This window comes from Halobacillus sp. B23F22_5, from assembly GCF_043497085.1.
Lineage (GTDB): Bacteria > Bacillota > Bacilli > Bacillales > Halobacillaceae > Thalassobacillus.
Genome location: NZ_JBIEKI010000001.1, coordinates 369218 through 392718 on the forward strand (window position 1 = coordinate 369218; position 23501 = coordinate 392718).

General features: G+C 42.0%; 21 protein-coding genes. 13 read left to right on the top strand and 8 right to left on the bottom strand.

What is annotated here, in order from left to right; all coding sequences use genetic code 11:
- Window positions 1–115: 115 nt before the first annotated feature.
- The gene (locus tag ACGTN9_RS01780) at window positions 116–1528 is read left to right on the top strand and encodes an MBL fold metallo-hydrolase (RefSeq protein WP_499589933.1); all 1413 of its coding nucleotides are present in this window, start codon (window positions 116–118) and stop codon (window positions 1526–1528) included.
- 150 nt (window positions 1529–1678) lie between these two features.
- Window positions 1679–3628: an aconitate hydratase gene (locus tag ACGTN9_RS01785; RefSeq protein WP_499589935.1), complete on the top strand. Its 1950-nt coding sequence runs from the start codon at window positions 1679–1681 to the stop codon at window positions 3626–3628.
- Window positions 3629–3714: 86 nt separating this feature from the next.
- Here ACGTN9_RS01785 and ACGTN9_RS01790 read toward each other — a convergent pair whose 3' ends face one another.
- Both ACGTN9_RS01790 and ACGTN9_RS01795 read right to left on the bottom strand, forming a co-directional pair.
- Complete coding sequence (locus ACGTN9_RS01790; RefSeq protein ID WP_499589937.1) at window positions 3715–3867, bottom strand: sporulation histidine kinase inhibitor Sda; 153 nt, start codon at window positions 3865–3867, stop codon at window positions 3715–3717.
- Between the two features lie 22 nt (window positions 3868–3889).
- A complete protein-coding gene (locus ACGTN9_RS01795) occupies window positions 3890–4414 on the bottom strand; it encodes a helix-turn-helix domain-containing protein (protein WP_499589939.1) in 525 nt (174 codons plus the stop codon).
- 351 nt (window positions 4415–4765) lie between these two features.
- Here ACGTN9_RS01795 and ACGTN9_RS01800 point away from each other — a divergent pair, with 351 nt between their 5' ends.
- Window positions 4766–5377 carry a trimeric intracellular cation channel family protein gene (locus ACGTN9_RS01800; protein ID WP_499589941.1) on the top strand — a complete coding sequence of 204 codons (612 nt, stop codon included), beginning with the start codon at window positions 4766–4768 and terminating at the stop codon, window positions 5375–5377.
- A 110-nt stretch (window positions 5378–5487) separates the two neighbouring features.
- Here ACGTN9_RS01800 and cysK read toward each other — a convergent pair whose 3' ends face one another.
- The gene (gene cysK / locus ACGTN9_RS01805; protein WP_499589942.1) at window positions 5488–6417 is read right to left on the bottom strand and encodes a cysteine synthase A; all 930 of its coding nucleotides are present in this window, start codon (window positions 6415–6417) and stop codon (window positions 5488–5490) included.
- Window positions 6418–6681: 264 nt separating this feature from the next.
- On the opposite strand from cysK, the gene helD reads away from it, so the two are divergent.
- Complete coding sequence (helD, locus tag ACGTN9_RS01810) at window positions 6682–8994, top strand: RNA polymerase recycling motor HelD (protein WP_499589945.1); 2313 nt, start codon at window positions 6682–6684, stop codon at window positions 8992–8994.
- Between the two features lie 49 nt (window positions 8995–9043).
- On the opposite strand, the gene ACGTN9_RS01815 is transcribed toward helD, so the two are convergent.
- Entirely contained in the window at window positions 9044–9676 is a 633-nt protein-coding gene (locus ACGTN9_RS01815) for a YpmS family protein (protein ID WP_499589947.1), read from the bottom strand.
- A 36-nt stretch (window positions 9677–9712) separates the two neighbouring features.
- A complete protein-coding gene (locus tag ACGTN9_RS01820) occupies window positions 9713–10636 on the bottom strand; it encodes an SGNH/GDSL hydrolase family protein (protein ID WP_499589949.1) in 924 nt (307 codons plus the stop codon).
- A gap of 185 nt (window positions 10637–10821) precedes the next feature.
- On the opposite strand from ACGTN9_RS01820, the gene ACGTN9_RS01825 reads away from it, so the two are divergent.
- The 4 genes from ACGTN9_RS01825 (at window position 10822) to ACGTN9_RS01840 (ending at window position 17583) form a co-directional block, all read left to right on the top strand.
- Window positions 10822–13110: an ATP-dependent DNA helicase gene (locus tag ACGTN9_RS01825; RefSeq protein ID WP_499589951.1), complete on the top strand. Its 2289-nt coding sequence runs from the start codon at window positions 10822–10824 to the stop codon at window positions 13108–13110.
- A 228-nt stretch (window positions 13111–13338) separates the two neighbouring features.
- Complete coding sequence (locus tag ACGTN9_RS01830; RefSeq protein WP_499589953.1) at window positions 13339–14586, top strand: L-lactate MFS transporter; 1248 nt, start codon at window positions 13339–13341, stop codon at window positions 14584–14586.
- Window positions 14587–14674: 88 nt separating this feature from the next.
- On the top strand, window positions 14675–16234 hold the full coding sequence (locus ACGTN9_RS01835) for a hypothetical protein (RefSeq protein ID WP_499589955.1): 1560 nt from the start codon (window positions 14675–14677) through the stop codon (window positions 16232–16234).
- 284 nt (window positions 16235–16518) lie between these two features.
- Window positions 16519–17583: a PQQ-dependent sugar dehydrogenase gene (locus tag ACGTN9_RS01840; protein ID WP_499589957.1), complete on the top strand. Its 1065-nt coding sequence runs from the start codon at window positions 16519–16521 to the stop codon at window positions 17581–17583.
- A gap of 23 nt (window positions 17584–17606) precedes the next feature.
- Here ACGTN9_RS01840 and ACGTN9_RS01845 read toward each other — a convergent pair whose 3' ends face one another.
- On the bottom strand, window positions 17607–18365 hold the full coding sequence (locus ACGTN9_RS01845; RefSeq protein ID WP_499590502.1) for an alpha/beta hydrolase: 759 nt from the start codon (window positions 18363–18365) through the stop codon (window positions 17607–17609).
- Window positions 18366–18388: 23 nt separating this feature from the next.
- Window positions 18389–18790: a hypothetical protein gene (locus ACGTN9_RS01850; protein ID WP_499589959.1), complete on the bottom strand. Its 402-nt coding sequence runs from the start codon at window positions 18788–18790 to the stop codon at window positions 18389–18391.
- 165 nt (window positions 18791–18955) lie between these two features.
- On the opposite strand from ACGTN9_RS01850, the gene ACGTN9_RS01855 reads away from it, so the two are divergent.
- The 3 genes from ACGTN9_RS01855 to ACGTN9_RS01865 all read left to right on the top strand — a co-directional run bounded on the left by ACGTN9_RS01855 (window position 18956) and on the right by ACGTN9_RS01865 (window position 21039).
- Window positions 18956–19336 carry a VOC family protein gene (locus ACGTN9_RS01855; protein WP_499589961.1) on the top strand — a complete coding sequence of 127 codons (381 nt, stop codon included), beginning with the start codon at window positions 18956–18958 and terminating at the stop codon, window positions 19334–19336.
- 23 nt (window positions 19337–19359) lie between these two features.
- Window positions 19360–19788 (top strand): hypothetical protein, encoded by a 429-nt coding sequence (locus ACGTN9_RS01860; protein WP_499589963.1) that lies wholly within the window; start codon window positions 19360–19362, stop codon window positions 19786–19788.
- A gap of 150 nt (window positions 19789–19938) precedes the next feature.
- Window positions 19939–21039: a M24 family metallopeptidase gene (locus ACGTN9_RS01865; protein ID WP_499589965.1), complete on the top strand. Its 1101-nt coding sequence runs from the start codon at window positions 19939–19941 to the stop codon at window positions 21037–21039.
- Window positions 21040–21144: 105 nt separating this feature from the next.
- On the opposite strand, the gene argF is transcribed toward ACGTN9_RS01865, so the two are convergent.
- Window positions 21145–22170, bottom strand: coding sequence for an ornithine carbamoyltransferase (argF, locus tag ACGTN9_RS01870; protein ID WP_499589967.1), 1026 nt, complete (start codon window positions 22168–22170; stop codon window positions 21145–21147).
- 285 nt (window positions 22171–22455) lie between these two features.
- On the opposite strand from argF, the gene ACGTN9_RS01875 reads away from it, so the two are divergent.
- Window positions 22456–22815: a lmo0954 family membrane protein gene (locus ACGTN9_RS01875; protein ID WP_499589969.1), complete on the top strand. Its 360-nt coding sequence runs from the start codon at window positions 22456–22458 to the stop codon at window positions 22813–22815.
- A 24-nt stretch (window positions 22816–22839) separates the two neighbouring features.
- Window positions 22840–23484: a PspA/IM30 family protein gene (locus ACGTN9_RS01880; protein WP_499589971.1), complete on the top strand. Its 645-nt coding sequence runs from the start codon at window positions 22840–22842 to the stop codon at window positions 23482–23484.
- The last annotated feature ends 17 nt before the right edge of the window (window positions 23485–23501 follow it).

Sequence of the window (23501 nt, forward strand, 5' to 3'; positions counted from 1 at the left end):
ATAAACGGATATGGGTATATTAGAAGACATCTTGAATAAGCCTAAGGGTTTACTGATATACCTTCCAGGGTATATAATGTATATACAATGAAAAAATGAAAAACGGAGGTATTTCATGTATTTCAAATATTTTTTCGATGAAAATCTTGCACAAATGTCCTATTTAGTCGGGTGTCAGGCCACGGGCGAAGCTCTAGTCGTCGATCCGGCTCGTGATATTACACCGTATCTGGAAACTGCCGAAGCAGAAGGATTCAATATTACAGCAACAACAGAAACACACATCCACGCTGACTTCGTTTCTGGTGCGCGCGAGTTATCCAAGCGTACAAACGCAAAACTTTATTTATCTAACGAAGGCGGTGGAGACTGGAAGTATCAGTATCTGGATGATGTCGATCATGAGCTGCTTAACGATGGGGATAAATTCTATATTGGTAAGGTTCGTTTTGATGTTATGCACACTCCAGGTCATACCCCAGAAAGTCTCTCTTTCGTATTGACAGACGAAGGTGGCGGATCTGAAGTGCCAATGGGTGTTTTCACAGGAGACTTCGTATTTGTCGGAGATGTCGGCCGTCCTGACTTGCTTGAAAAAGCAGCAGGAGAAGAGGGTACATCTGAAAAAGGTGCCCACCAAATGTTTGAATCCTTGAAAAAATTCAAGGACTTGCCTGATTATGTCCAGCTTTGGCCAGGCCACGGAGCAGGAAGTGCCTGCGGTAAGTCGCTGGGTGCTGTACCAACTTCAACCGTAGGTTATGAAAAAATCAATAACTGGGCTGTCAAACAGGATAATGAAGATGAGTTTGTGAAAAACCTTCTAAGCGGTCAGCCAGAACCGCCGAAATATTTCGCTATGATGAAGAAAATCAATAAAGAAGGTCCGGATTTCCTTGAAGATAAAGACTTAGAGCAAATTTCTGTCGATAGATTGGATAGTTATAAAAATGACGATACGATTATCCTGGACACCCGTCCTAAACAGGAATTCGCTAAAGGTCACATCGAGGGAACCATCAATATCCCGTTCAATAAGTCATTTGCCAATTGGGCAGGATGGATGATGGATTATGATAAAGATATCGTATTGATTGCTGATCAAGAAGACACTTATGATATCAACCTAACCCTGCAATCAATCGGTCTTGATCGTGCGGTAGCGTATGTGAAAGCAGATGAAGTTTCTAAACAGTCTAACCTGGAAACTTATGAAAACATTTCGCCAAAAGAGCTGCGTGACAAATACCAGAAAGATGAAGACTATGTCACCATCGACGTTCGTGAAGAGTCAGAGTGGAATGAAGGTCACTTAGAAGATGCTGAGCATATCTTTGTTGGCACTCTTCCGGATAACCTGGACAAAATTCCAGAAGGCAAAACACCGGTAGTTCATTGCTTATCTGGGGCGCGTTCTGCAATAGCAACCAGTGTATTGCAAAAGCATGGATTTAAAGATGTGAAGAACCTTGAAGGCGGATATGCCGCTTGGACTAAAGAAGATTTACCAGTAGTACGAGAAAAATAAATGGAACGAACCATAATACACCCGCAGCTAAATGCGGGTGTATTTTTTTAATATAGTGCATACTAATCTTCTCTCTCGGGTAATGGGATATATAGGCTAAATTTGCATCGAATAAGATTACTTACAAGCGTCTGATAAAGGAGGAATAAAATGGGCTTAAATGTAGCTCAAAAGCTGATTAAAGATCATATCGTAGAAGGCGAAATGACTCCAGGTGAAGAAATCGGTTTAAAAATCGACCAGACCCTCACCCAGGATGCTACCGGAACAATGGTAATGCTGGAATTGGAAGCGATGGGGGTCGACCGGGCCAAGACAGAAGCTTCTGCTCAGTATGTGGATCATAACTTGATTCAGGAAGACAGCAAGAATCCTGATGACCACTTATTTTTGCAAAGTGCTGCTAAGCGGTTCGGACTCTATTACAGTAAACCAGGAAATGGTGTCAGCCACCCTGTCCACATGCAGCGTCTGGCAAAACCCGGCAAGACGCTGTTAGGCTCCGACAGCCACACATGTGCCAATGGCTGTATGGGTATGCTGGCGATAGGCGCCGGTGGAATTGATGTAGCAATGGCGATTGCAGGAGAACCTTTTTATGTGAAAATGCCCAAAGTATGGGGCGTAAAAGTGACCGGAGAATTGCCGGATTGGGTTAGCGCCAAGGATGTCATTCTGGAAATGCTTCGAAGACATGGGGTGAAAGCGGCAGCCAATCATGTCTTTGAATATTATGGTCCAGGGGTCAAGAACCTTTCTGCTATGGACCGCCATGTTATTGCAAATATGGGGGCAGAACTTGGGGCAACAGGAACCATTTTCCCATCGGATGAAGAAACGAAGCGGTTTATGAAGCAGGAACATAGAGAAGATGAATGGATAGAGCTGAAAGCGGATGAAGATGCTACCTATGATTTGGAAGAAGAAATCAACCTTTCTGAACTGGAACCAATGATTGCGAAGCCGACAAGTCCGGGAAATGTTGTTCCTGTGCGTGACGTAGCCGGTGAACCGATTTATCAGTCTTATATCGGATCATCCGCCAACCCTGGTTACCGTGATTTTGCTATTGCATCCAAAATGGTAGAAGGTCGTAAAGTAGCAGAAAATGTATCATTTGATTTGAATCCCACCTCCAGACAAATGCTGCTCGACCTCTCAAAAGAGGGTCATATCGCTAACTTTATCCAAGCTGGAGGACGATTACATCAAGCAGGCTGTAATGGCTGTATCGGGATGGGACAGGCCCCGGCGACCGGCAGGAACAGTCTACGGACTACACCGCGTAACTTCCCTGGCAGGTCCGGTACCAAAGAGGATCGTGTATTTCTTGTCAGCCCGGAGACGGCTGCTGCATCTGCGCTTACAGGAGTAATCACAGATCCGCGTACACTTGATATCGATTATCCGGAGGTGCACGAACCGGAAAATCCAACGGTAGACGTCGATTTATTACAAGAGCCTTTACCGGAAGAAGAAGCGAAGCAGGTAGAGTTGGTGAAAGGGCCGAATATAGCTACCATTCCAAAGATGGAAGGACTCCCCGAACATTTAGAACTTCCTGTATTGCTGAAAATGGGTGATGACATATCTACAGATGAAATCCTGGCTGGAGGAGCAAGGGTGCTTCCATACCGAAGCAATCTTCCTGAAATCAGTAAGTTTTGTTTTGAAATTGTCGATGAAACCTATTATGATCGGGCAATGAAAATACGTGATCATGGTGGCCACGCTATCGTCGGCGGGCAAAACTATGGGCAAGGGTCCAGTCGTGAACACGCCGCGTTAGCTCCCCGGTATCTTGGCCTAAGGGTCGCGCTTGTTAAGGACTTTGCCAGAATCCACTGGCAGAATCTTGCCAACTTCGGGATTTTGCCTGTTACATTTGTCGATGAGTCAGATTGGGGCGAATTAGAACAAGGAGATGTCCTTCAATTTGAGGGGTTAAGGGAGAAGCTTGAAGAAAGCAATCGATTTGAAGTAAAAGTGAAAGGGAAAGATAAATCAATAAAAGTGGAGCATGCACTTTCACCTCGCCAGTTGGAGTTCATTCTGATGGGTGGTTTGATCAACTGGGTGAAGGAACGATTGAATCGGTGAACAATTTTGGGAAACCTATAAGAGGGGCGTAGACGATCTGCGTCCTTTTTTTTGTGATGCAGAAGAAGTACATGCTGGGCTATGGATCATCGTGTAGTACGGAAACCTGGAGTATTATCCTGTTTCCTTTCCCGGCGCCTCATTTCTTGTTGCAAGAGCTCTATAAACTCATCATCCACATTCAGCTTAAGTGCAGCGCGATAAGCTTGAATTAACATTTCATAGGATAGGTTTTCCATGCATAGGTACTCCTTTCAAAAGTCAGGAAAGCTTTGTGGCACAGGTTGCAGCGCCGGTAATATTACCTTCTTCATCATATATAGGCTGGGCGAAAATATCGTAGATGATAGTTCCTTCCGGTAATGGAAAACGTATGGTACGTCGAAGAGGATTTCCTTCCTTGATTACAGAGTGTTTCATTTCCATTAGGGAGAGTGTTCCCTCACTGGAATCCAGTTCATCATCCCGTTTTCCCAACAGGGAATTTTCACTGTAATGAGAAGGGGCGTTAAAAACCCAGGTATAACGTAAATCGGTTCCGCAATGGGCCAATACCACCGGAGAGCTTAGCAAGGCGGTTTGAAAAGGATCACTGATATGTTCTGTGAAAAAAACAGACGGATGAATATGGAAGAAGTCTGCAATTTGTTTAGCGACGAATATACTTGGATTACGTGTGCCATTTTCGATTTGAGCGTAGTAAGCCCGGTCGATATGAACCTTTGATGCTACTTCCTGCTGGGTGTACATTTTATCTTTTCTGAGCTTGATCAGCCATGTTCTCATTTAACCGCTTCCTCACTGTAGCCATACTTCTATAGATAGTAATTCTGCATAATTATCAGATTTCCTTGTGGCAAATTGCAACACTAATAGAAAAGTAGGGAAAAAGATAGGTATAAGGTACTTTTAACGTCTCAGGGGGTCAGGATAATTCTATATAAATTCTATTAACCGATAGTTTTAATATTTCTAGTGATGGTATGGAAGTTTTTTCTGGAACCCCAGAGGAGGATTTATAGGAAGACTCGATTACAAGAGTGCATCGGAGTAAAGGGAAGAAATATAATAATCATTGGTGGTCCCCAGTCAATCCTGATAATATAAAGTATAGTTGATTACAAGGAGAAATTTATAATGGCTTGGGAATTACTTAATATTTTTGCTGTTGCTGCTTTTGCTTTTAGCGGAGCAATTGTTGCTTTAAGCGAGCGATACGATATATTTGGCACTTTTATGTTGGGGATCGCCACGCCTTTCGCGGGTGGAATCATCAGGAATATCGCCTTAGACGTACCGGTAGTCCATGTGTGGGAGCAGGGGTATCTATTTTATATAGCTGTGTCGACGATAGCTATCGTTTACTTTTTCCCTAAAAACTGGGTGATGTTTTGGGATCGCTGGAACATCTATCTGGATGCTATTGGTTTGTCTGCTTTCGCAATCCAGGGAGCTGCCTTTGCGATTGCTGCGGGATTCCCGCTCGGCGGAATAATTTTTGCAGCTATATTGACAGGAGTTGGCGGGGGCATGACGAGGGATGTTCTAGCCCAACGGAAACCGATGGTCCTGCACCAGGAAATCTATGCTGTATGGGCCCTTTTTGCCGGGGGAGTGATTGGTCTCGGTTGGGTGGATATCGACGATACTTTTGAAATGTACCTGTTGTTCTTTGCGATTATCCTGTTAAGGGTGCTGTCCTACCACTTAGGATGGCATTTACGTTTTCGCGATTTGTATCGTATGTAGAAGGGGCTTGGTGTCTAGTAATTGAAACGTTGCTGATTTGTATAGGAAAAGATGAAACATAAATATGAAAAGAGCAGCCCGAATTCATTAATGAATCGGGCTGCTTGTTTTCATATACGGAAAAGGTCACCGGATAGGTAACGTTCACCTGTATCTGGGGCGATGGCAACGATCACTTCACCGGGATCCTTCCGTTTTGCGACCTGGATAGCCGCATAGCAGGCAGCACCTGCGGAAGTTCCAACGAGAATTCCTTCTTCTCGTGCTAACCGACGGGTAATATCGTAAGCATCGTCATCTTCAATTTTGAAAATTTCATCATAGACTCCCTGGTTCAAAATGCTTGGGATGAAACCAGGGCTAGTGCCGACGAGTTTATGCTTGCCTGGCTTTCCGCCTGATAATACAGGGGATCCTGCTGGTTCTGCTACATGGATGGTCATATCGGTAAAATGTTTTTTTAGTTCTTCTCCCGTTCCTGTAATCGTTCCACCTGTACCGGCTGTGGATACAAATGCAGATAAAGGTTTGCCTAATTCTTCCATCGCTTTAATAATTTCTGTAGCTGTAGTGTGACGATGGGCATCAGGGTTGGCTTCATTTTCAAATTGCATCGGCATGAACCCGCCCGGAGTTTCAGCTACTAATTCTTTTGCTTTTTCAATGGCGCCAGGCATTTTATCAGCTCCTGGCGTCAGCACGATTTCCGCACCGTACGCTTTTAATAAATTGATTCGTTCCTGTGTCATGGTATCCGGCATGACTAGGATTGCTCGATAGCCTCTTGCCGCAGCGCTCATAGCCAATCCTATCCCGGTATTTCCGCTTGTCGGTTCAATGATTACTGATCCTTCTTTCAAATGACCTGCTTTTTCAGCTTCTACAATCATATTATAAGCAGCACGGTCTTTAACACTTCCGCTAGGGTTGAACATTTCAAGTTTCAAGTATATATCTGCACCATTTTCCGGAGAAAGTCGATTCAGCTTGACTAGTGGTGTATCTCCGATCAATTCTGCCATATTATTTACAACTTTCATACCGTCACTTCCTTTACATCTGTATATATAAAGATTTTAACATATCTTAAGCTATAATACCTACTAAGGTGATAGGGATTAACATGCTCATATAAAAAAGGGCACAAAAGTGCCCTTTTCATATTGTTTCTTCTTTCAACGTATAGTAGAATAAGATACGTCTATTCAAGTTTTGTAAAATTTTAAATTTATCCAATTATAATTTTACTACACCAATCAGTCATTGTCAACAGGAATAGATAGAAAAGATGGGGAGTGTGGCCATTGGAGAAAAACACCCGTATATGGAAACAGGAACAAGCGCGTGTTAAAGAAATTATCGAGCTTATTCGGGCAAAAAGACAATCGCTTGAAGAAAATACCGGGCAACTCAAAGAAAACATCATTGATTTAAGGAAAAACTTCTGGGATGATGTCACCGTCAATATTGATGAACCGGACGAAGTGATTGAGACTTATGCCAGTATAAAACAGCAAGCAGAGCTCTTATCCGAACGTGAGCGGAGCCATGGGCAATTCTATAAGTCGATCAAACTATACAGCCGCCTGGAAGACTCACCATATTTTGGCCGGATTGATTTTACCGAGCAAGGTGGTCAGAAAGAAACGGTGTATATCGGTATTGGCTCTCTTATGGATAAGGAGGAGGATGATTTCCTCATTTACGATTGGCGCGCTCCAATTGCCAGTATGTATTATGACTACTCTCCTGGACCCGCACAATACGAAACTCCTGAAGGCAAGATGAAAGGTGAGATGGAACTCAAACGCCAATTCTTAATTAGAAATGGTAAAATCACCGGTATGTTTGATACAGGTCTGACGATAGGTGATGAACTTCTCCAGCAGGTACTTGGCGGAAATGCTACCTCTCAAATGAAAAGCATCGTGGCAACAATTCAAAAAGAACAAAACCAAATCATTCGCTATGAGAAAAATAACATGCTTGTTGTACAGGGAGTCGCCGGAAGCGGAAAAACTTCTGCTGCCATGCAGCGCATTGCCTATTTACTATACCGCTACCGTAAGACAATTCGTGCTGATCAAGTTTTGCTATTCTCGCCAAACCAAATGTTCATCAGTTATGTGTCTTCTGTATTGCCTGAGCTTGGAGAAGAAAACATGCGGCAAAATACATTTCAAGAATATGCTGCACAACGGCTGGATGATGAATATACACTGGAATCACCATTCGAACAGTTGGAGTATCTGTTATCATCGCAAGCTGCAAAGAACTATGATGCCAGGATTGATGGCATTCATTATAAGGCTGGCCTGGCATTCAAGCAGATGATAGACCAATATGCCATTAAACTCGCAACAAAGGGCATGAGTTTCCGCAATATCAAGTTCCGAGGTGAGCTGGTAGTCAGTGGGACAGAGATTTCCGATTACTTTTATCAGTTAAATGCAAACATGTCGATTCCAAATAAAATAGAGCTGGTAATGGATTGGCTGTTAGCCAAGATCGACGAGTTAGCTAACGAAGAATTAACGAAAGATTGGCCGGTAGAAGAAGCTTCTTTTATGGATAAAAAAGATTATTTGGACGCATTCAAAGAGTTGCAAAAGAATCAACGTTTCAATGAAGAAACTTTTGATGATTATCAGCGGGAAGAGCAAATGTTGGCGAAAATGATTGTGGAGCGAAGTCTTCGGCCATTACGTAATAAAATCAAGAATTTGAAATTTATTCACATGAAAAAGTTATATCAAGGGTTATTCGAACAAGATTTACCAGTGGATTATCCAGATAATTGGAAAAAGATAGGGGAAGATACGATTTCTGCAATTCAATCAAAAACACTTCCAGCAGAAGATATTACGCCGTATTTATACTTGCAGGATCAAATAGAAGGAAGAAAAATTAATCCAATAATCCAATATGTATTCATCGATGAAGCACAGGATTACTCCCCGTTTCAATTTGAATTCATCCAGCAGCTCTTTCCAAATGCGCACTTCACACTGTTGGGGGACTATAACCAGGCAATATTGGCTAATGTAGGAGAGGCTCCAACCGTTCTTGAGGCAGCAGGTGGTTATAAGAATGTGGAGCGCTTACAGCTGATGCGCAGTTATCGTTCCACAAAGCCAATTGTCCACTTTACGAGCAGACTTATTCCTGGTGGCCATGAAATCGAGGCTTTTAATCGAGACGGACGGCTTCCGCGTCTTTATGGGCTGCATAAGCGAACGGAGCAGGTAGATCAATTGAAAAAGGTTATCAAGGAAAGACAGAAGGAAGGGCAGGAAACCATAGCAATCCTCGGCAAGACTAAAGAGGAATGTCAGGATATTGTAGCAAATTTAGAAGGTGAATTCTCTCTTCGTTTCATCTATAAAGAATCACAGCCTTTTGAAAAAGGCTTAATGGTTCTGCCTGTCTATTTGGCTAAAGGGATTGAATTTGATTCTGTTATTGTCCCGGATGCCTCTGTCTCCACTTATTACCAGGAAAGTGAACGGAAGCTGTTTTATACTGCATGCACAAGGGCTATGCATGAGTTGGATATTTGTTATATAGGAGAAATGAGTCCTTTTTTAAAACACGTATCGAGAGATTTATATGAATAAGAACGAAATCACCCCCCTGTTATCATGAAAGCAGGGGGGTGATTTACGTTCAAAAGTTTTCCTTTGCAAATTCCTGTGCGAATCGGAAGCTATGGTTCGGAACTCTGATTTTAAATGCAAGCTGGTTTGTCTTCAGATTAAAACGATCTACACGGAGGTCGAAGTTACTGGCGGGTTTCATCTCGGTGACTGCAACATAGATAGTTTCATCGTTAGGGTTTATCATCACCCATTCAGGGAGATCAAAACTCTTATTGACATACTCCAATACTTTCTTATTAGGAAGTGGCAGCTTTCCCAGTGATATTCCCTCTTGTTGGAGGACGACATCTCCGTTTTCTTGAACAATAGGTTCAAAGTTCATTTTTAATGGGATTTTTTGGTCAAATGCTTTGATATTGCCTTTCAATTCTACATTACGCTCTAATGACACGGAGTAGTTCAAGTCATCATCACTGGGGAGCTGGCTTAAAAACTCGTTGACGAGCTGTTCAAGGTTTTCTTTGGTCGATACAATCGTGAATTCAGCTTCTTCCGTTTTCTTTTGGTCATCTACATTGACGATCGTATAGGAAGTAGGTAAAAAAATTAAAGCTAAAATCCAAATAATAATACCAATGTTCAGAGCTGCGAGTGCCAAGAATAATACTTTCCATTTATTTTTAAAGTCTATAAATTTCATATCATTCCACCTGATAAATTATGAATTTCAATCGGGTTATTGATTTTGCTCAATATCCGGTCTTATATATTCTAACACGCGCTCGGCAATAAGTTTATAGCCTTTTTTATTCGGGTGGAAATGATCTTCCCACAACAACGTTTCTTCCGGGTTCATAAAGAGATCTTCAATAGGAATAAATGTAACCGCGTCGTATTCTTCCGACACTTCAATTCCGATTTGATTCCAATCGCTCATAATTTGTCCCATTTCAGGAATGTTAGTGAAATACCCTTCAAACGGGTTGAAAAGACCTAAGTGATAAATACTTGCATCCGGGTTTTTCTCTAGTATCATTTGAAATATTTCCTCTAAATTTTGTTTATACTGATCTTGGACTTCTACAAAATCTTGATAATCCAAATTTTGAAAGTTATCTTTAATGACTTTCATGACATCATTGGCACCGATTGTAATTAAAACAATGTCCGCATCTTCCAAAGAAGTGGATATTTCTTCCGTTTGCATACGTTTGATAAGCTGGTCGGTACGATTTCCACGTTTACCGTAATTTTCGATCCTTAGGTTAGGATTCAGCTCTTCATTCCGCAAATTTTCTTCAAGAATGCCGACATAGCCACCCTTCTCTGTGTCATCCCCGACCCCTTGGGTTAGGGAATCGCCAATTGCCACTATTTTCAAATCCTTTTTAAGAAACAAGCCTACTGCATTTTCAAGCGCGTCTGTAAATGACTCTTTTATATCTTCTCCAAGCGTCTTGTCTTCTTCTTTTTCGTTACCATCGTCATTTTCAGGACTATCTTCTTTCTTCTCGGGTTCAGTTGTATCGTCTGCTTGCTCTTGGTTCTCATGAGCCGTATCATTATTAGTAGCAGGCTGTTCTTGTGAAATGGCTATAATAAAAAGGCCTGTCACTAGAATGATGGCCGTGATTATAAGTAAAAATGATTTGTTTTTCACAGTATCACACCTGTATCGTCTGTTTTACTATATTATATGCTTTCCCACTGGTTTGTGGAAATTATTTTGTTTCCTTATTACAGTAATATTCTGATAGACAAACGTTTATTATACATGTTTCGATTTTAATGAGGACAAATTGTCCGTGGCCAATGGATTTAATGATGATTGAAGGGGAAAATATCATGAAAGAGATGAAAATATCTGTCCGTTCCTTAGTCGAATATGTCTATCGTGGGGGCAATATCGATAACCGTTTTCGTTCGAGTAGTTCACTTATGGAAGGAACGCTCATACATCAGCACATCCAGAGAGAGTATAAGGAACAAGACGAAAAAGAGGTCTTTTTAAAGACAGAATTCAAAAAAGAGGGAATGACAATCATTGTACACGGCCGTTGTGACGGTCTGTTGAAAACTGAAACAAGTGTGATAATCGATGAAATTAAGTCGACATCCATGCCACTTGAAGAATTGACGAGAGACAGCTTTCCGGTATATTGGGCCCAGGCTAAGGGGTATGCGTATATCTATGCGCTGGATCATCAACTCGACGAAATAAAAGTTCAGTTGACTTATGTTCAGAAAACTACTAAAGAAAAAAAGCGATTCATACAAACTTGCTCATTTGAAGAACTATCAGCCTTTATGGATGAAACCATAGCTTCCTACACTTCCTATGCCCGGATTCTTGCCCATATTAGGGAAGAGAAGCATCAAAGTATCTCTGACCTGAAATTTCCATTCTCCACGTATCGGCCTGGTCAGCGAAAATTGGCGGGGGCGGTATACAAAACAATCAAAGAAGAACGGAACTTATTCGGACAGGCTCCAACTGGCATTGGAAAAACTATATCCACCCTTTTTCCTGCCATAAAGGTAATGGGAGATACAGACACAGAACGTCTCTTTTACCTTACTGCGAAAACAATAACCAGAATGACAGCCGAAGAAGCGCTAGCGTTGATGGAGGAGAATGGGCTTCGCCTCAGGTCGGTTACACTGACGGCCAAAGATAAAATATGTTTTCAAGAAGAAACGATCTGCCAACCGGAATACTGTGAATTCGCAGATGGGTATTATGACAGAGTAAACGGAGCCATCCTTGATATTTTAAGGAATGAAACACAGATGACTCGAGGGGTGATCGAGGAATATGCAAGAAAACACCGGGTTTGTCCGTTCGAATTTTCTCTCGATCTTGCTTATATCGTCGATGTAGTTATTGGAGATTACAACTATATTTTCGACCCGAGGGTTTCCTTGAAAAGGATGGTAAACGAAGATAGGAAGCAAACAGCCTTACTTGTGGATGAAGCTCATAATCTTGTCGAAAGATCCCGGGGTATGTTTTCCTCTGACCTGGCCAGTGGTGCATTTTATGATTTGAAGGAGCTTTATGCAGGTGGAGAGCTGTCAGAAGCGGTTGGTTATGTCGAAGCAGCTTTTGATACCTTGCTTGCCGATCACAAAATAGAACAGAACTTTCTGTTAGAAGAAGTGCCGGGAATGATGGAAGAAGCGATCGATCATTTTGTAGCACAAGCGGAACAAGAATTAAGGGAGGAACCGGAGAGAGAACAAAACGATTTGTTGCTGGAAACCTATTTTGAAGCACAAAACTTCCTGAAAATTCTTCAGCTGGTAGATGATCATTATGTCATCTATGGCAGCATTGAAAAAAACAATGTAGACCTGCATTTGTTTTGTGTCGATCCCTCTTATTTACTGAACGAGGTCAGTAAACAATATGGAGCTTCTGTGTTTTTTTCTGCTACGTTATCCCCTTTTCCATATTACAAAGATATGCTGGGCGGGAAAAAAGAAGATTATATCTTACAATTAGGCTCCCCTTACGACTATAACCAGGTAGACATTACTGTCCAGCCGTTGTCGACCAGGTATAAAGACCGGGAAAAAACCAGTGTTAAGCTGGCAGATAGCTTATATGAAATGGTAGAAAGGGTGAAGGGAAACCATTTATTTTTCTTTCCTTCTTATCATTATATGGAACTTATTTATTCAGAATGGTTAAAACGGAACAAGCAAGGAGGGAAATTCCGTTCGATTATCCAAAGCCAAGGAATGACGGAGCAAGAACGTGATGACTTTTTAGGAAGCTTTCAAGAAGAAGACCAAAAGCTTGTCGGTTTTGCTGTGCTTGGCGGAGTGTTTTCCGAAGGGGTGGATTTACGAGGAGATCGTTTGAACGGAGTTGCAATCGTTGGGATAGGTCTGGCCCCTAGAAGTATGGAACGTGATTTAATTAAGGATTATTTCAATGAAAAAGGTAAAAACGGCTATGAGTATGCTTATGTTTATCCTGGTATGAATAAAGTGCTTCAAGCCGGAGGCAGGTTGATTCGGTCAGAAGAGGACCACGGCAGCATCTTGTTAGTAGATGATCGTTTCCTGACAAATAAATATTTAAGTCTTTTCCCTCCGGAATGGTCTCATTATGTTGTCAATAAATGAGGAAGGCCGTCATTATTTCCGGGGAAATAATACACATTGTAAAATCACCTGAAAAATTGACGCATCAATTGCGTCTTTTTTTTATATCCAAAAAAATATAGGGAAGGATAACCCTAAGGTTTAAATATGAATTTTTTGTGAATTTTTAAGTTTTATGAAAGCGGATAAGGGAAATGTCAATATTAGTTGTCTAATCCATATTTATGAATTTGTGACGGAGGGTTTGTTATGTCGAATCAAAAAGTAAAGAACCGCTGGTTAATTGCTTTGTGTGCGGTTGGCATCCATATTTCAATCGGATCGGTCTATGCATGGAGCAACTTCACTACACCTTTAGGGGAAAAGTTTGGCTGGTCTTCCAGTCAAGTACAATTCACATTTAGTCTCGCGATTTTATTTTTAGGCTTATCTGCAGCTTTTTTGGGTTGGTTTGTTGAAAAATATGGTCCCCGGGTCGCCGGAATTACGGCTGCTATCTTTTTTGGGATTGGGGTAGCTGGTTCTGGTTTTGCCGTCCAGATGGGATCACTATGGCTGCTGTATATCTTCTATGGAGTATTAGGTGGAGTCGGCCTTGGTGTCGGGTATATCGCTCCGGTATCGACCTTAGTTAAATGGTTTCCGGACCGACGCGGTTTGGCAACCGGGATGGCAATCATGGGCTTCGGTTTTGCTGCTGCTATAGCAAGCCCGGTAATGGATTTTTTAATTAGCGCTGTTGGTATTGCGATGACCTTTTATATTTTGGGTGTCAGTTACTTCATTATCATGATCTTATCTTCTTTGTATATCGAGCGTCCGCCTGAGGGTTGGAAACCGGAAGGATTTGAAGGTGATACAGGGGAAGATAACAAAAAAGACCTCGCTTACCTAAGCGCGAAAGAAGCAATCAAAACGAAGCGTTTTTATTATTTATGGATTATGTTGTTCATAAACGTTACCTGTGGGATTGCGGTTATTTCCGCAGCAAAGCCTTTAGCAGTTGAAAGTGTCGGGATGAGTACAGCGGCTGCCGCTACCCTTGTGGGGGTCATGGGTATCTTCAATGGAGGAGGCAGAATTGGTTGGGCAAGTCTTTCTGACTATATTGGAAGAGGGAACACGTATTTGATTTTCTTCATCCTGCAAATAGCATTATTCATCCTCTTGCCATGGACAACTGTAACGGCATTGTTCGTTATTTTTCTTGCAGTTATCTATACTTGTTATGGCGGTGGATTTTCTACACTTCCTGCATTTATCGGTGACTTGTTTGGTACAAAAGAATTGGGAGCAATCCACGGATTCCTTCTGACAGCATGGGCCGCAGCAGGCTTAGTCGGACCGGTTTTTGCTGCATGGATGAAAGATACGACAGGAAGTTATGAAAGCAGCTTGCTTTACTTCGCTGGATTTTTCGTCATAGCTTTAATCGTATCTATTTTGACAAAAATAGATATAAGAAAAAAACGAAAAGAAAATAAGGCAAGTGCGTAAAAAAGAAGGGGATCCCCTTCTTTTTTACATTTTTTGAAACTTTTTACCACTCCATTCGTGTAATATAGTAATAGGAGGTGCGAGTTGGATGTGGTATAAGAACAAAAGCTATTGGATCTTTCCGCTAATTATTTTAATGGGAGGAGCAGCTTTGTTATTTTTTGAAAATTTGCAAAAAGTGACGGAGCCGGCTGGTGATGGGGTAAGCAGAAGTTTTGAAATTGGGGAAACTCCTCTAAGAACAGACCCATTTATATATGAAAACGAAGATAGTTACATAGTCAGTTACTTCCATGAAGGGTCATTGACGGAAAGAACATATGACAAAAAGTGGAACATGCAATCCGAAAATCAATATGCCATCGGTTATAAAAAGTTTTCCCGGGTTTATAACAATGGAGAAACCTTGATTTATACTGATTCACAAACACTTTTTCATGGGGAAGAGGGGGAGAAGCTGACGAAAATTGATGGCTTTTTTCCCGTACAAAACCATGTATTTTACTTGCAGGAAAATCAATTGCTTCACCTTGACCCAGACACATTGCAATCTGAGAACATTTTAGAATTAGATAACACACGAGAAGATATTTTTATTAAGGAAACGGATGCTGGTCTACATATACTTACTGTAACTCCAGGAAACAGCACTTCCAGTATAAAGGTTTATCAAATGGGAGAGCAGCACAACATGGAGTTATTGGCAGCCAAGACTTTTCCTGTAAAATCAGGCGAAACTGTGAGAGAAGTAGCGTTTGATGTGCAGGAGGGGAAGCTTGGGATGATGATTGGTACGCTCCAAAAACAAAGTGTTTCGGGCACCCCGGAGTATCATTATTACTATACAGCAGAGGAATTTAAGGGGAGCCAACTATCTATACAGACTGTAGAGGCCGAGGACCCCTTTGGTCATGGGAGCTTGAAAGAGTGGAGTGATTTGCAGCTTTCATTGGACGAAGATGGTGCTAAAGCTTTGTTTGCTGCCCATGGTGCGACAAAGACCACCTACAGAGACACGCCTGCCTTCAATATTTATGAGTTGCAAATGACTGAAAATCAAACTAAAGTGACCAGGATGAGTAATACACCGGAACGTTCTCTGAATCCAAGCAGGGTAGGAGGAGATACTGTCCTGTGGATTGATGCAAAGGGCGAAGCGAATAAAATTAATGTCGCTTCCAGACAGGAAGCGTTGCTCACAAAAGCAGAAGGGTACAAGCAGGCTGATTTTATCAGCGCTCTTGGAAAGACGGTAGGAATGTTTTCGTACGCGCCATTCACCTTTTTCATCACTTTTATGTGGTATTTATGGCCGTTTCTGTTTATTTTCTTAATGATGGGTGCTTTCGGTGGAGCAGTGGAAGAAGGAAAGAGATGGGTTATGTACACGGCGTTAGGGCTTTATTTATTATCGACCTTAATATGGAATGACATGTTATTTTCTGAAAAGCTGATGGCCAGGATGCCGGAATACTTGAATTTCCAAGGCAGTACATGGTTGCTATTGACGGTGTTTGCGGTGATAGCCTATCTACTGATGGAGAAGGAAGGAAAGTGGAAAGATTGGGGAATCCCGATGAAATTCACTTACTTTGTAGGTATTCATCTCTTATTGGTGACCGTGTTCATTGGCCCATATCTACTCTAAAGGCTCGGTTATACGTTGTTACTGAGTTTTCATAAAAGACTTATTCAATAATAGGGACGAAAAGTCGAAGACTTGATTTCGAGATACTTCGGGTCCGTTGCCGAGTCAGGAGTAGGGGGCGGCTGGGAAAGCGAGTGATTTCCAGGACCTCCAAACACTCACAAATGTAACGGAAGCAGTTTCTCTCGAAACTGAGTCTTCAACTAAAAAACCAGTCGGTCAAGAAATATTAAGTCATTGGCCGATTGGTTTTTAATTAAGTGAAGTAAGAAAGGTGGAGGATCATGTACAAATTGTTGCTCTTATTCTTAACATTGATTTTAGTTACTGGATGTTCTTCAAGTAATGAGAATCCTGAGACAAATACACCTGACGAAAATAACAGTAAAAGATCTACAATTGAAGTGCTGACCGCCAACTTGAATTCTCCATGGGATATTGAAATCGCCGGGGATACATTTTTTATCACGGAACGAGAGGGGAATATTATCTCCTGGGCAGAAGGTACAAATCAGGAAAGACAGCAGGTCATAACCGAAAAGTCTATTCACCAGCAAGGTGAAGGCGGATTGCTCGGCTTCCAGCTCCGTCCTGATTTTGCAGAAACGAAAGAAGCTTATGTTTATCATACTTATCGACAGGATGGTACCACGAAAAATCGGGTGATTGTCATTCGTCTTGAAGATGGACAATGGCGGGAGGTAGACGTGATTATTGAGGGTATACCGGGTTCCAGCTTTCATAATGGCGGCCGTATAAAAATTGGTCCTGATAACAAGCTGTATATTACTACTGGCGATGCTTCGGACCAACGTGCAGCCCAGCAAGTGGGAAGTCTGGCAGGAAAGATTCTCAGGATGAATTTGGATGGCAGCATACCAGAGGATAACCCTTTTGAAAACTCTTACGTCTACACTTTAGGACATCGTAATCCGCAAGGGATCGCATGGACTGATAATGGAGAAATGTATGCATCAGAGCATGGTTCCAATGCTCATGATGAGATCAACAAAATTGAAGCAGGGAGTAATTATGGCTGGCCTGTGATAAAAGGGGATGAAGAACAAGAAGGTATGGTGACGCCTATCTTCCATACCGGTACCGACACCTGGGCTCCATCCGGAGTGGCAATCGAAGGTAATCGATTGTACATTGCCAGTCTGCGTGGGCAGGCTGTCCGTGCCATGGACTTGAATGAATTGGAACCCATGGTAATGACGGATGAATACGGGCGTATCCGCGATGTCGCGATTAAAAACGGGGAGATTTATTTTATCAATAATAATACCGATGGAAGAGGCTCTCCTGCAGCAGACGATGATCGCCTCTTTAAAGTTACTGATCAGTGATTGGCTGGAGGGTACCGTATTATTTATGGTGCGAGGTGTTTTACCAGCCAGTCCATAAGCAAATTTTCTACTTTATTCAGGTAGCCGAAAAATGAATGATCAGCGCCATGGATGACTTCAATTTTTGACGAGCGAGGAAGCCATTTCAACCCTAGTCTGGAGACGTTGGAGAGTTTTACTTCTTCCTCGTCGGCATCCCCATGGATAATCAACACGGGACAGTCGATTTTTGATAAGAGCTTTTGTTGGTTACACGTTTCAAAATCCATTAGCATTTGACGATCGATTTGGATATTCTCCCGGTGAAGGCTTGGAGTTTTTTCGACAAGGAACCCTTTGACTGTCACATCGTCCAGCTGTTCTTCCGTGAAATGTTCGGTCCACTCATATTTGATTGGCCCCGTAAGGGCCCCGCTTAGCATGATAACCTCGACACCTTCGGTGAAACTTTCCAGACAGACTCTACTGCCAAGACTGTGACCATAGAGACCAATTCGCGTAAAACCTAAGTTTTTTACATAAGATATGGCGGCCTGTAAATCATCTATTTCTTTCTGCAGGGTGATTCGGTCGTCATCACTTTCCCCGCAGCCGCTGAAATCGAATTTCAATACACTGAATCCATGACGGTGGAAGGCTTTGGCGAACCGGTCGAATCTGCCTTTTAAAGACTTATCAGAAGTGAAGCCGTGGCACATGATGACAATCCTCTCCTGTGAAGCTGGATACAACTCCCCAATCAAATTCAAATGACGGGAATTCTTAAAAGAAATTTTTTCCATCAATGTGCCTGCCTCCCTCCCTATCAGTTATCTTCTGAAATATAGTTTCCCTGGACAAACGTCATAATGGCGAACACAATGAAGGAAAGCATTAAAATCGATCCGCCCACAATGAAAAAGATCAGATTGAAAGTGTCCATTCCCCCGAAAGGTTTGACGTAATAGAGCCACATTCCTGCTGTCAGTCCAATCGACCCGATGAAAGCTGTCCAAACTTGAGTAGTTGCCAGCACTGATTTTTTCGGGATGGGGAAAACTTTATAATAGATGGCAAAAGCAAATAGCGATAACCACCCGACAACAAGGATGTGGGCGTGAACTGCTCTGAATTCATATCCTCCTGCGCCTGCCATATGGGATCCGATAAAGGCACCGATCAAAGCGTATATTGCTGAAACACGAACTAGAAAACGCGTACGATCCATAAAAATCCTCCTACTAAAATAAATACTATCATTAATACTGTGACCACCTTATTATATCGGAAGCATGACACGATGAAAACATGTTTCACGGGAATGTCGATTTTATTAAAGTCGGTTTGTTTTAAATAAATTTATCAGTAATGTAACATAGAAAGGAGAAAATATATGAAACTGGCAATGATTCATCATATCAGTTTAAAGACAAGTGATTTGGAAAAAGCGAAGCGTTTTTATGGAGAAGTACTAGGGTTAGTGGAAGAAGACAGACCCGATTTCTCATTTCCGGGCGCGTGGTACCGGATAGGGGAACATCAACAGCTGCATTTAATCGAGGATCCCGGGTTTATCTACAACCCTGGTCGCCATATCGATACAAGAGGGAACCATGTCGCATTCCGGGTGGACAGCTATCAGGAGACAGCGGCACACTTGAAAGCCAGTGAAATTGAAATAAAAGAGAAGCCCGATAGTACCAGTGGTTTTGCTCAAATTTTCTGCTGTGATCCCGATGGCCATATCATTGAGTTCCATGTCCCTCAACAATAGAAATACATCTGGGAGGAATGAATTTGAAAAAAATGTTTGTCTTGTTTTTCACGGCTTCACTTCTGACCGCATACAGTCAAGTAGGGACCGTCCAAGCTTCTAGTAGTTACAGCGAAGACGGGGAGAAGGTTGTCCAGGAAGTGGAGCAATTTTTTATAGGAGCCTATGAAAAATCTAAAGAAAGTTTACAAGAAACTAATATACTGACTTATTTAGAAAATGCTTATGATACTACTAAACAAAAGGTGACAGAGACTCAAATACCTACGTATATTCAAGAGGTGAAGGATAAGCTGTTATCTATGGGTGAACAGTTCAAGCAGGAGTTCCAACAGGGGATGACGGAATGGAGTGAAGAGGGGATTGACAGGAAGGAATTTGCTGATTCTTCGTTTATGAAGGTGATGAATGATTTCAGAGAGATAGGCGAGAGTATGAAAACTCTATTGTAATATCGAAACTGTTAAAAGATGTTATTGATGACTGGATAGTTAACAGAGCTTGTTAAAGCTGACCACCCCTCGGTCAGCTTTTATTATTTTTAAGAAGCAGTCTTTTCCGCTATCATAGAGGAAGAATGTACATAATAAGGAGTGGGTAGAATGAAGCGACGCTTGCAGAATTTGGGGCAGCTTTTGAAAGAAGCCGGCATAGATGGTGCTTTTATTAACGGGAAAGAGAACTTCTTTTACTTAAGTGGTTTTCATACGGATCCTCATGAGCGTCTGATAGGGTTGATGGTTTTTCCGGAAGCGGAACCGGTAGCCATTGTTCCTGGAATGGAAAGCGGCCAGCTGCGTGAATCTGGCTGGCAATATGAAGTAATCGGCTACGCTGACCATGAAGATCCTTGGGCCATGTTAGGGGACTCATTAAATGAAAAAGGAATGACCAGCCTATCCGTTTTAGGTATCGAAAAGGATGTTCTATCCTATGGCAGAACAGAATCGTTATTAAAATTATTTCCGGAACATGAGATCGTTGACGTTTCCGGTATATTGAATGAGATGCGTGTAATCAAAGATGCTTCCGAAATAGAGATTATTCGCCGTGCCGCTGAACTTGCCGACTATGGCGTCAAAGCAGGCGTAGAAGCTCTGAAGGCAGGAATTACGGAAATGGAAGTGCTTGCGAAAATCGAATATGAGCTCAAGAAAAAAGGCGTCCGTGAAATGTCGTTTTCCACTATGGTATTATTCGGCGAAAAGTCCGGGCAGCCCCATGGGTCGCCTGGCGACCGCAAGCTTCAAAAAGGCGATTTCGTATTATTTGATTTAGGAGTCGTACTTGAGGGCTACACTTCTGATATTACACGTACGTTTGTCTATCAGTCTGCCAACGATCAGCAAAAAGAGATTTATGAAACGGTTTTAAAAGCTCAGAAAGCTTCCTTGGAAATTAGTAAGCCAGGGTCGAGGATCGGCAACCTGGATCAGACTGCCCGGGATATTATCGAGTCTGCAGGATATGGAGACAAGTTCCCGCACCGCATCGGTCATGGTATGGGTATCAATGTGCATGAATTTCCTTCTATGAGCCACATGAATGATGGAAAATTGAAAGAAGGAATGGTGTACACCATTGAGCCTGGCATCTATGATCCGGCAATTGGCGGGGTCAGGATTGAAGATGATGTATTGATTACAAAGGATGGCTATGAGACACTAACGAAGTTTCCGAAAGAATTGCAGATCATAGAGTAAGAAAAGCGGATTACCTTACGGGAGGTAATCCGCTTTTATATGGGCAGGGGTTAAGTCAGAAGAAAGCCCCGTTAAGTAACTCCCTCCCTGCCACTCAAAATAAAACTATGCTTTTTGGTTGGTTGCTGCTATCAGTGCTTTAATCGTATGCAGGCGATTTTCTGCCTGGGAGAAAACGAAGGAATGCTTGCTGCGGAAAACTTCATCTGTTACTTCCATTTCGGATAACCCGAATTTTTCGTAGATTTCTTTTCCCACTTCTGTTTCTATATCATGAAAAGCCGGCAGACAGTGGAGAAAGATGACATCTTTGTTATTCGTTTTCTCAACCATCGTTTGATTGACCTGGTAAGGGTGGAGCAGCTTGATCCGTTCTTCGAATTGATCTTCTTCTCCCATGGATACCCATACATCGGTATATAGAACATCTGCTCCTGCCACCGCTTCATCAATATTGGCCGTGACAGTCACTTTTCCACCTGTCTGGCTTGCTGTCTGATTGGCATATTGGACAATTGATTCTTCTGGGAAAAGTGCTTCAGGGGAACAAATCCGTATGTCCATCCCAACTTTTGCACCGCCGATCAACAGGCTATTGGCCACATTATTCCGTCCATCACCGACATAAACAAACGTGATCCCTTTCAAACGTCCAGCTTGTTCTTTGATGGTTAAAAAGTCAGCAAGCACCTGAGTGGGGTGATAGAGATCTGTCAGACCATTCCATACGGGCACCCCTGCATGGGCTGCCAATTCCTCGACTGTCTGGTGGCTGAACCCTCGAAATTCGATTCCATCAAACATGCTACCAAGTATTTTGGCTGTATCCCGAACCGATTCCTTTTTCCCGAGCTGAATATCGTTCTTCCCCAGGTATTCTGCGCGGGCCCCCAGGTCATTACATGCGACTGTAAAAGCACATCGTGTCCGTGTCGAAGGTTTTTCGAATAACATAGCGATATTTTGCCCATCTAGATAGCGATGAGGGATACTGGCATTCTTTTTAGCTTTTAAATCTTCTGCCATATCAATCAGATGGTGTATTTCAGACTCCGAGAAATCTTTTAGTGTCAAAAAGCTTTTACCAAACAGTGTACTTGCCGGTTTGGCAACCGTCTGTTCCTGAATCATTAACCATTTCTCCTCTCTTCCTTTAATCTTATATTTATGCAGTGCTATTCCTGATGTATGAACAATAAAGTAGATTTTATCATTGGTAAATCGAAACCAACGAAAGAATAAATATACGATAATATGTATATTAACACATTTTTGTTTTATATGACCAGTGCAATTTTAAAAAAACCTAAAAAATAATACGCCTGAGGTCTTATATGGAAATATAGCTTAGGCTCATTATTAACCATCGTTTTACAAGGTAAGATGAAGTCAAGATAACAGAAAGGAGGCAGGATGATGAAAAAGTTTATGTTGTTTATTGCGGGGCTGATCGCTCTGTTTGTATTACTGGCTAATCTTGGACCGATGGTTTTGCTTGGGGTAAGCGTATGGCTGTTGTATATCGTATTCAGGCAATTCATCAAGAGCGATTCTACAGCAGGTAAAATCGGATGGGTCATAGCAGGCCTGCTTATCCTAAGCATTGCATTTGCTAACATTTATGCGGTTATAGGTGTTGGTGCCGCATATGTCTTGTATGTAATTTATAAGCAGTGGCAGCACGAAAAGCATGATGACGAGATAATCGTACCCTCGAAAAAAGAGGATCCGTTCACGAATTTCGAAAAGCAATGGTCGGAAATGAAAAACTACTAACACTAAACAAAGGAGCGTTTTTTAATGGCTAATTTATTCACGCGTATGAAAGATACAATTACTGCTGATTTCCATGAAATATTGGATAAGAAGGAACAAAAGAATCCGATGGCTGTTTTGAATCAATATTTGCGTCAAAGTGAACAGGAAACGGAAAAAGTGAGAGTATTGGTGGAACGACAGCATAAATTAAAAGAAGAATTTGCCCGGGAACAGATGAAAGCACAAGACATGGCTGAAAAGCGGCAAAAACAAGCTGAGATTGCCAAGCGTGCCGGGGAAGAGACGATGTACGAATTCGCCATGAAAGAGTACGAGGAATACAGCGAACGGGCAGAACGTATGAAAGTATCCCGCCAGGATGCAGTTCAGCATCTGGAGGAGCTGGAGCGTAAATACGAGGATATGAAGCATCGATTGAAAGATATGTATTTGAAGCGGATGGAATTGATGGGGCGGGAAAATGTCGCACGAGCTCATCACAAAATGAACCACGTAATCGAGCACACATCAGAAAATTCCTATAATCGCTTTCAGGAGATGGAGCATTATATCGATAACCTGGAGTATAAAGTGAACAGTGCTTATTATCACAATACATTCGACAGTAAAATCGCTAAACTGGAAAAGCAAATGCAGGAACAAGAAAAGGCTACAGCGAATCATTAAAAACATGATATCCTAAA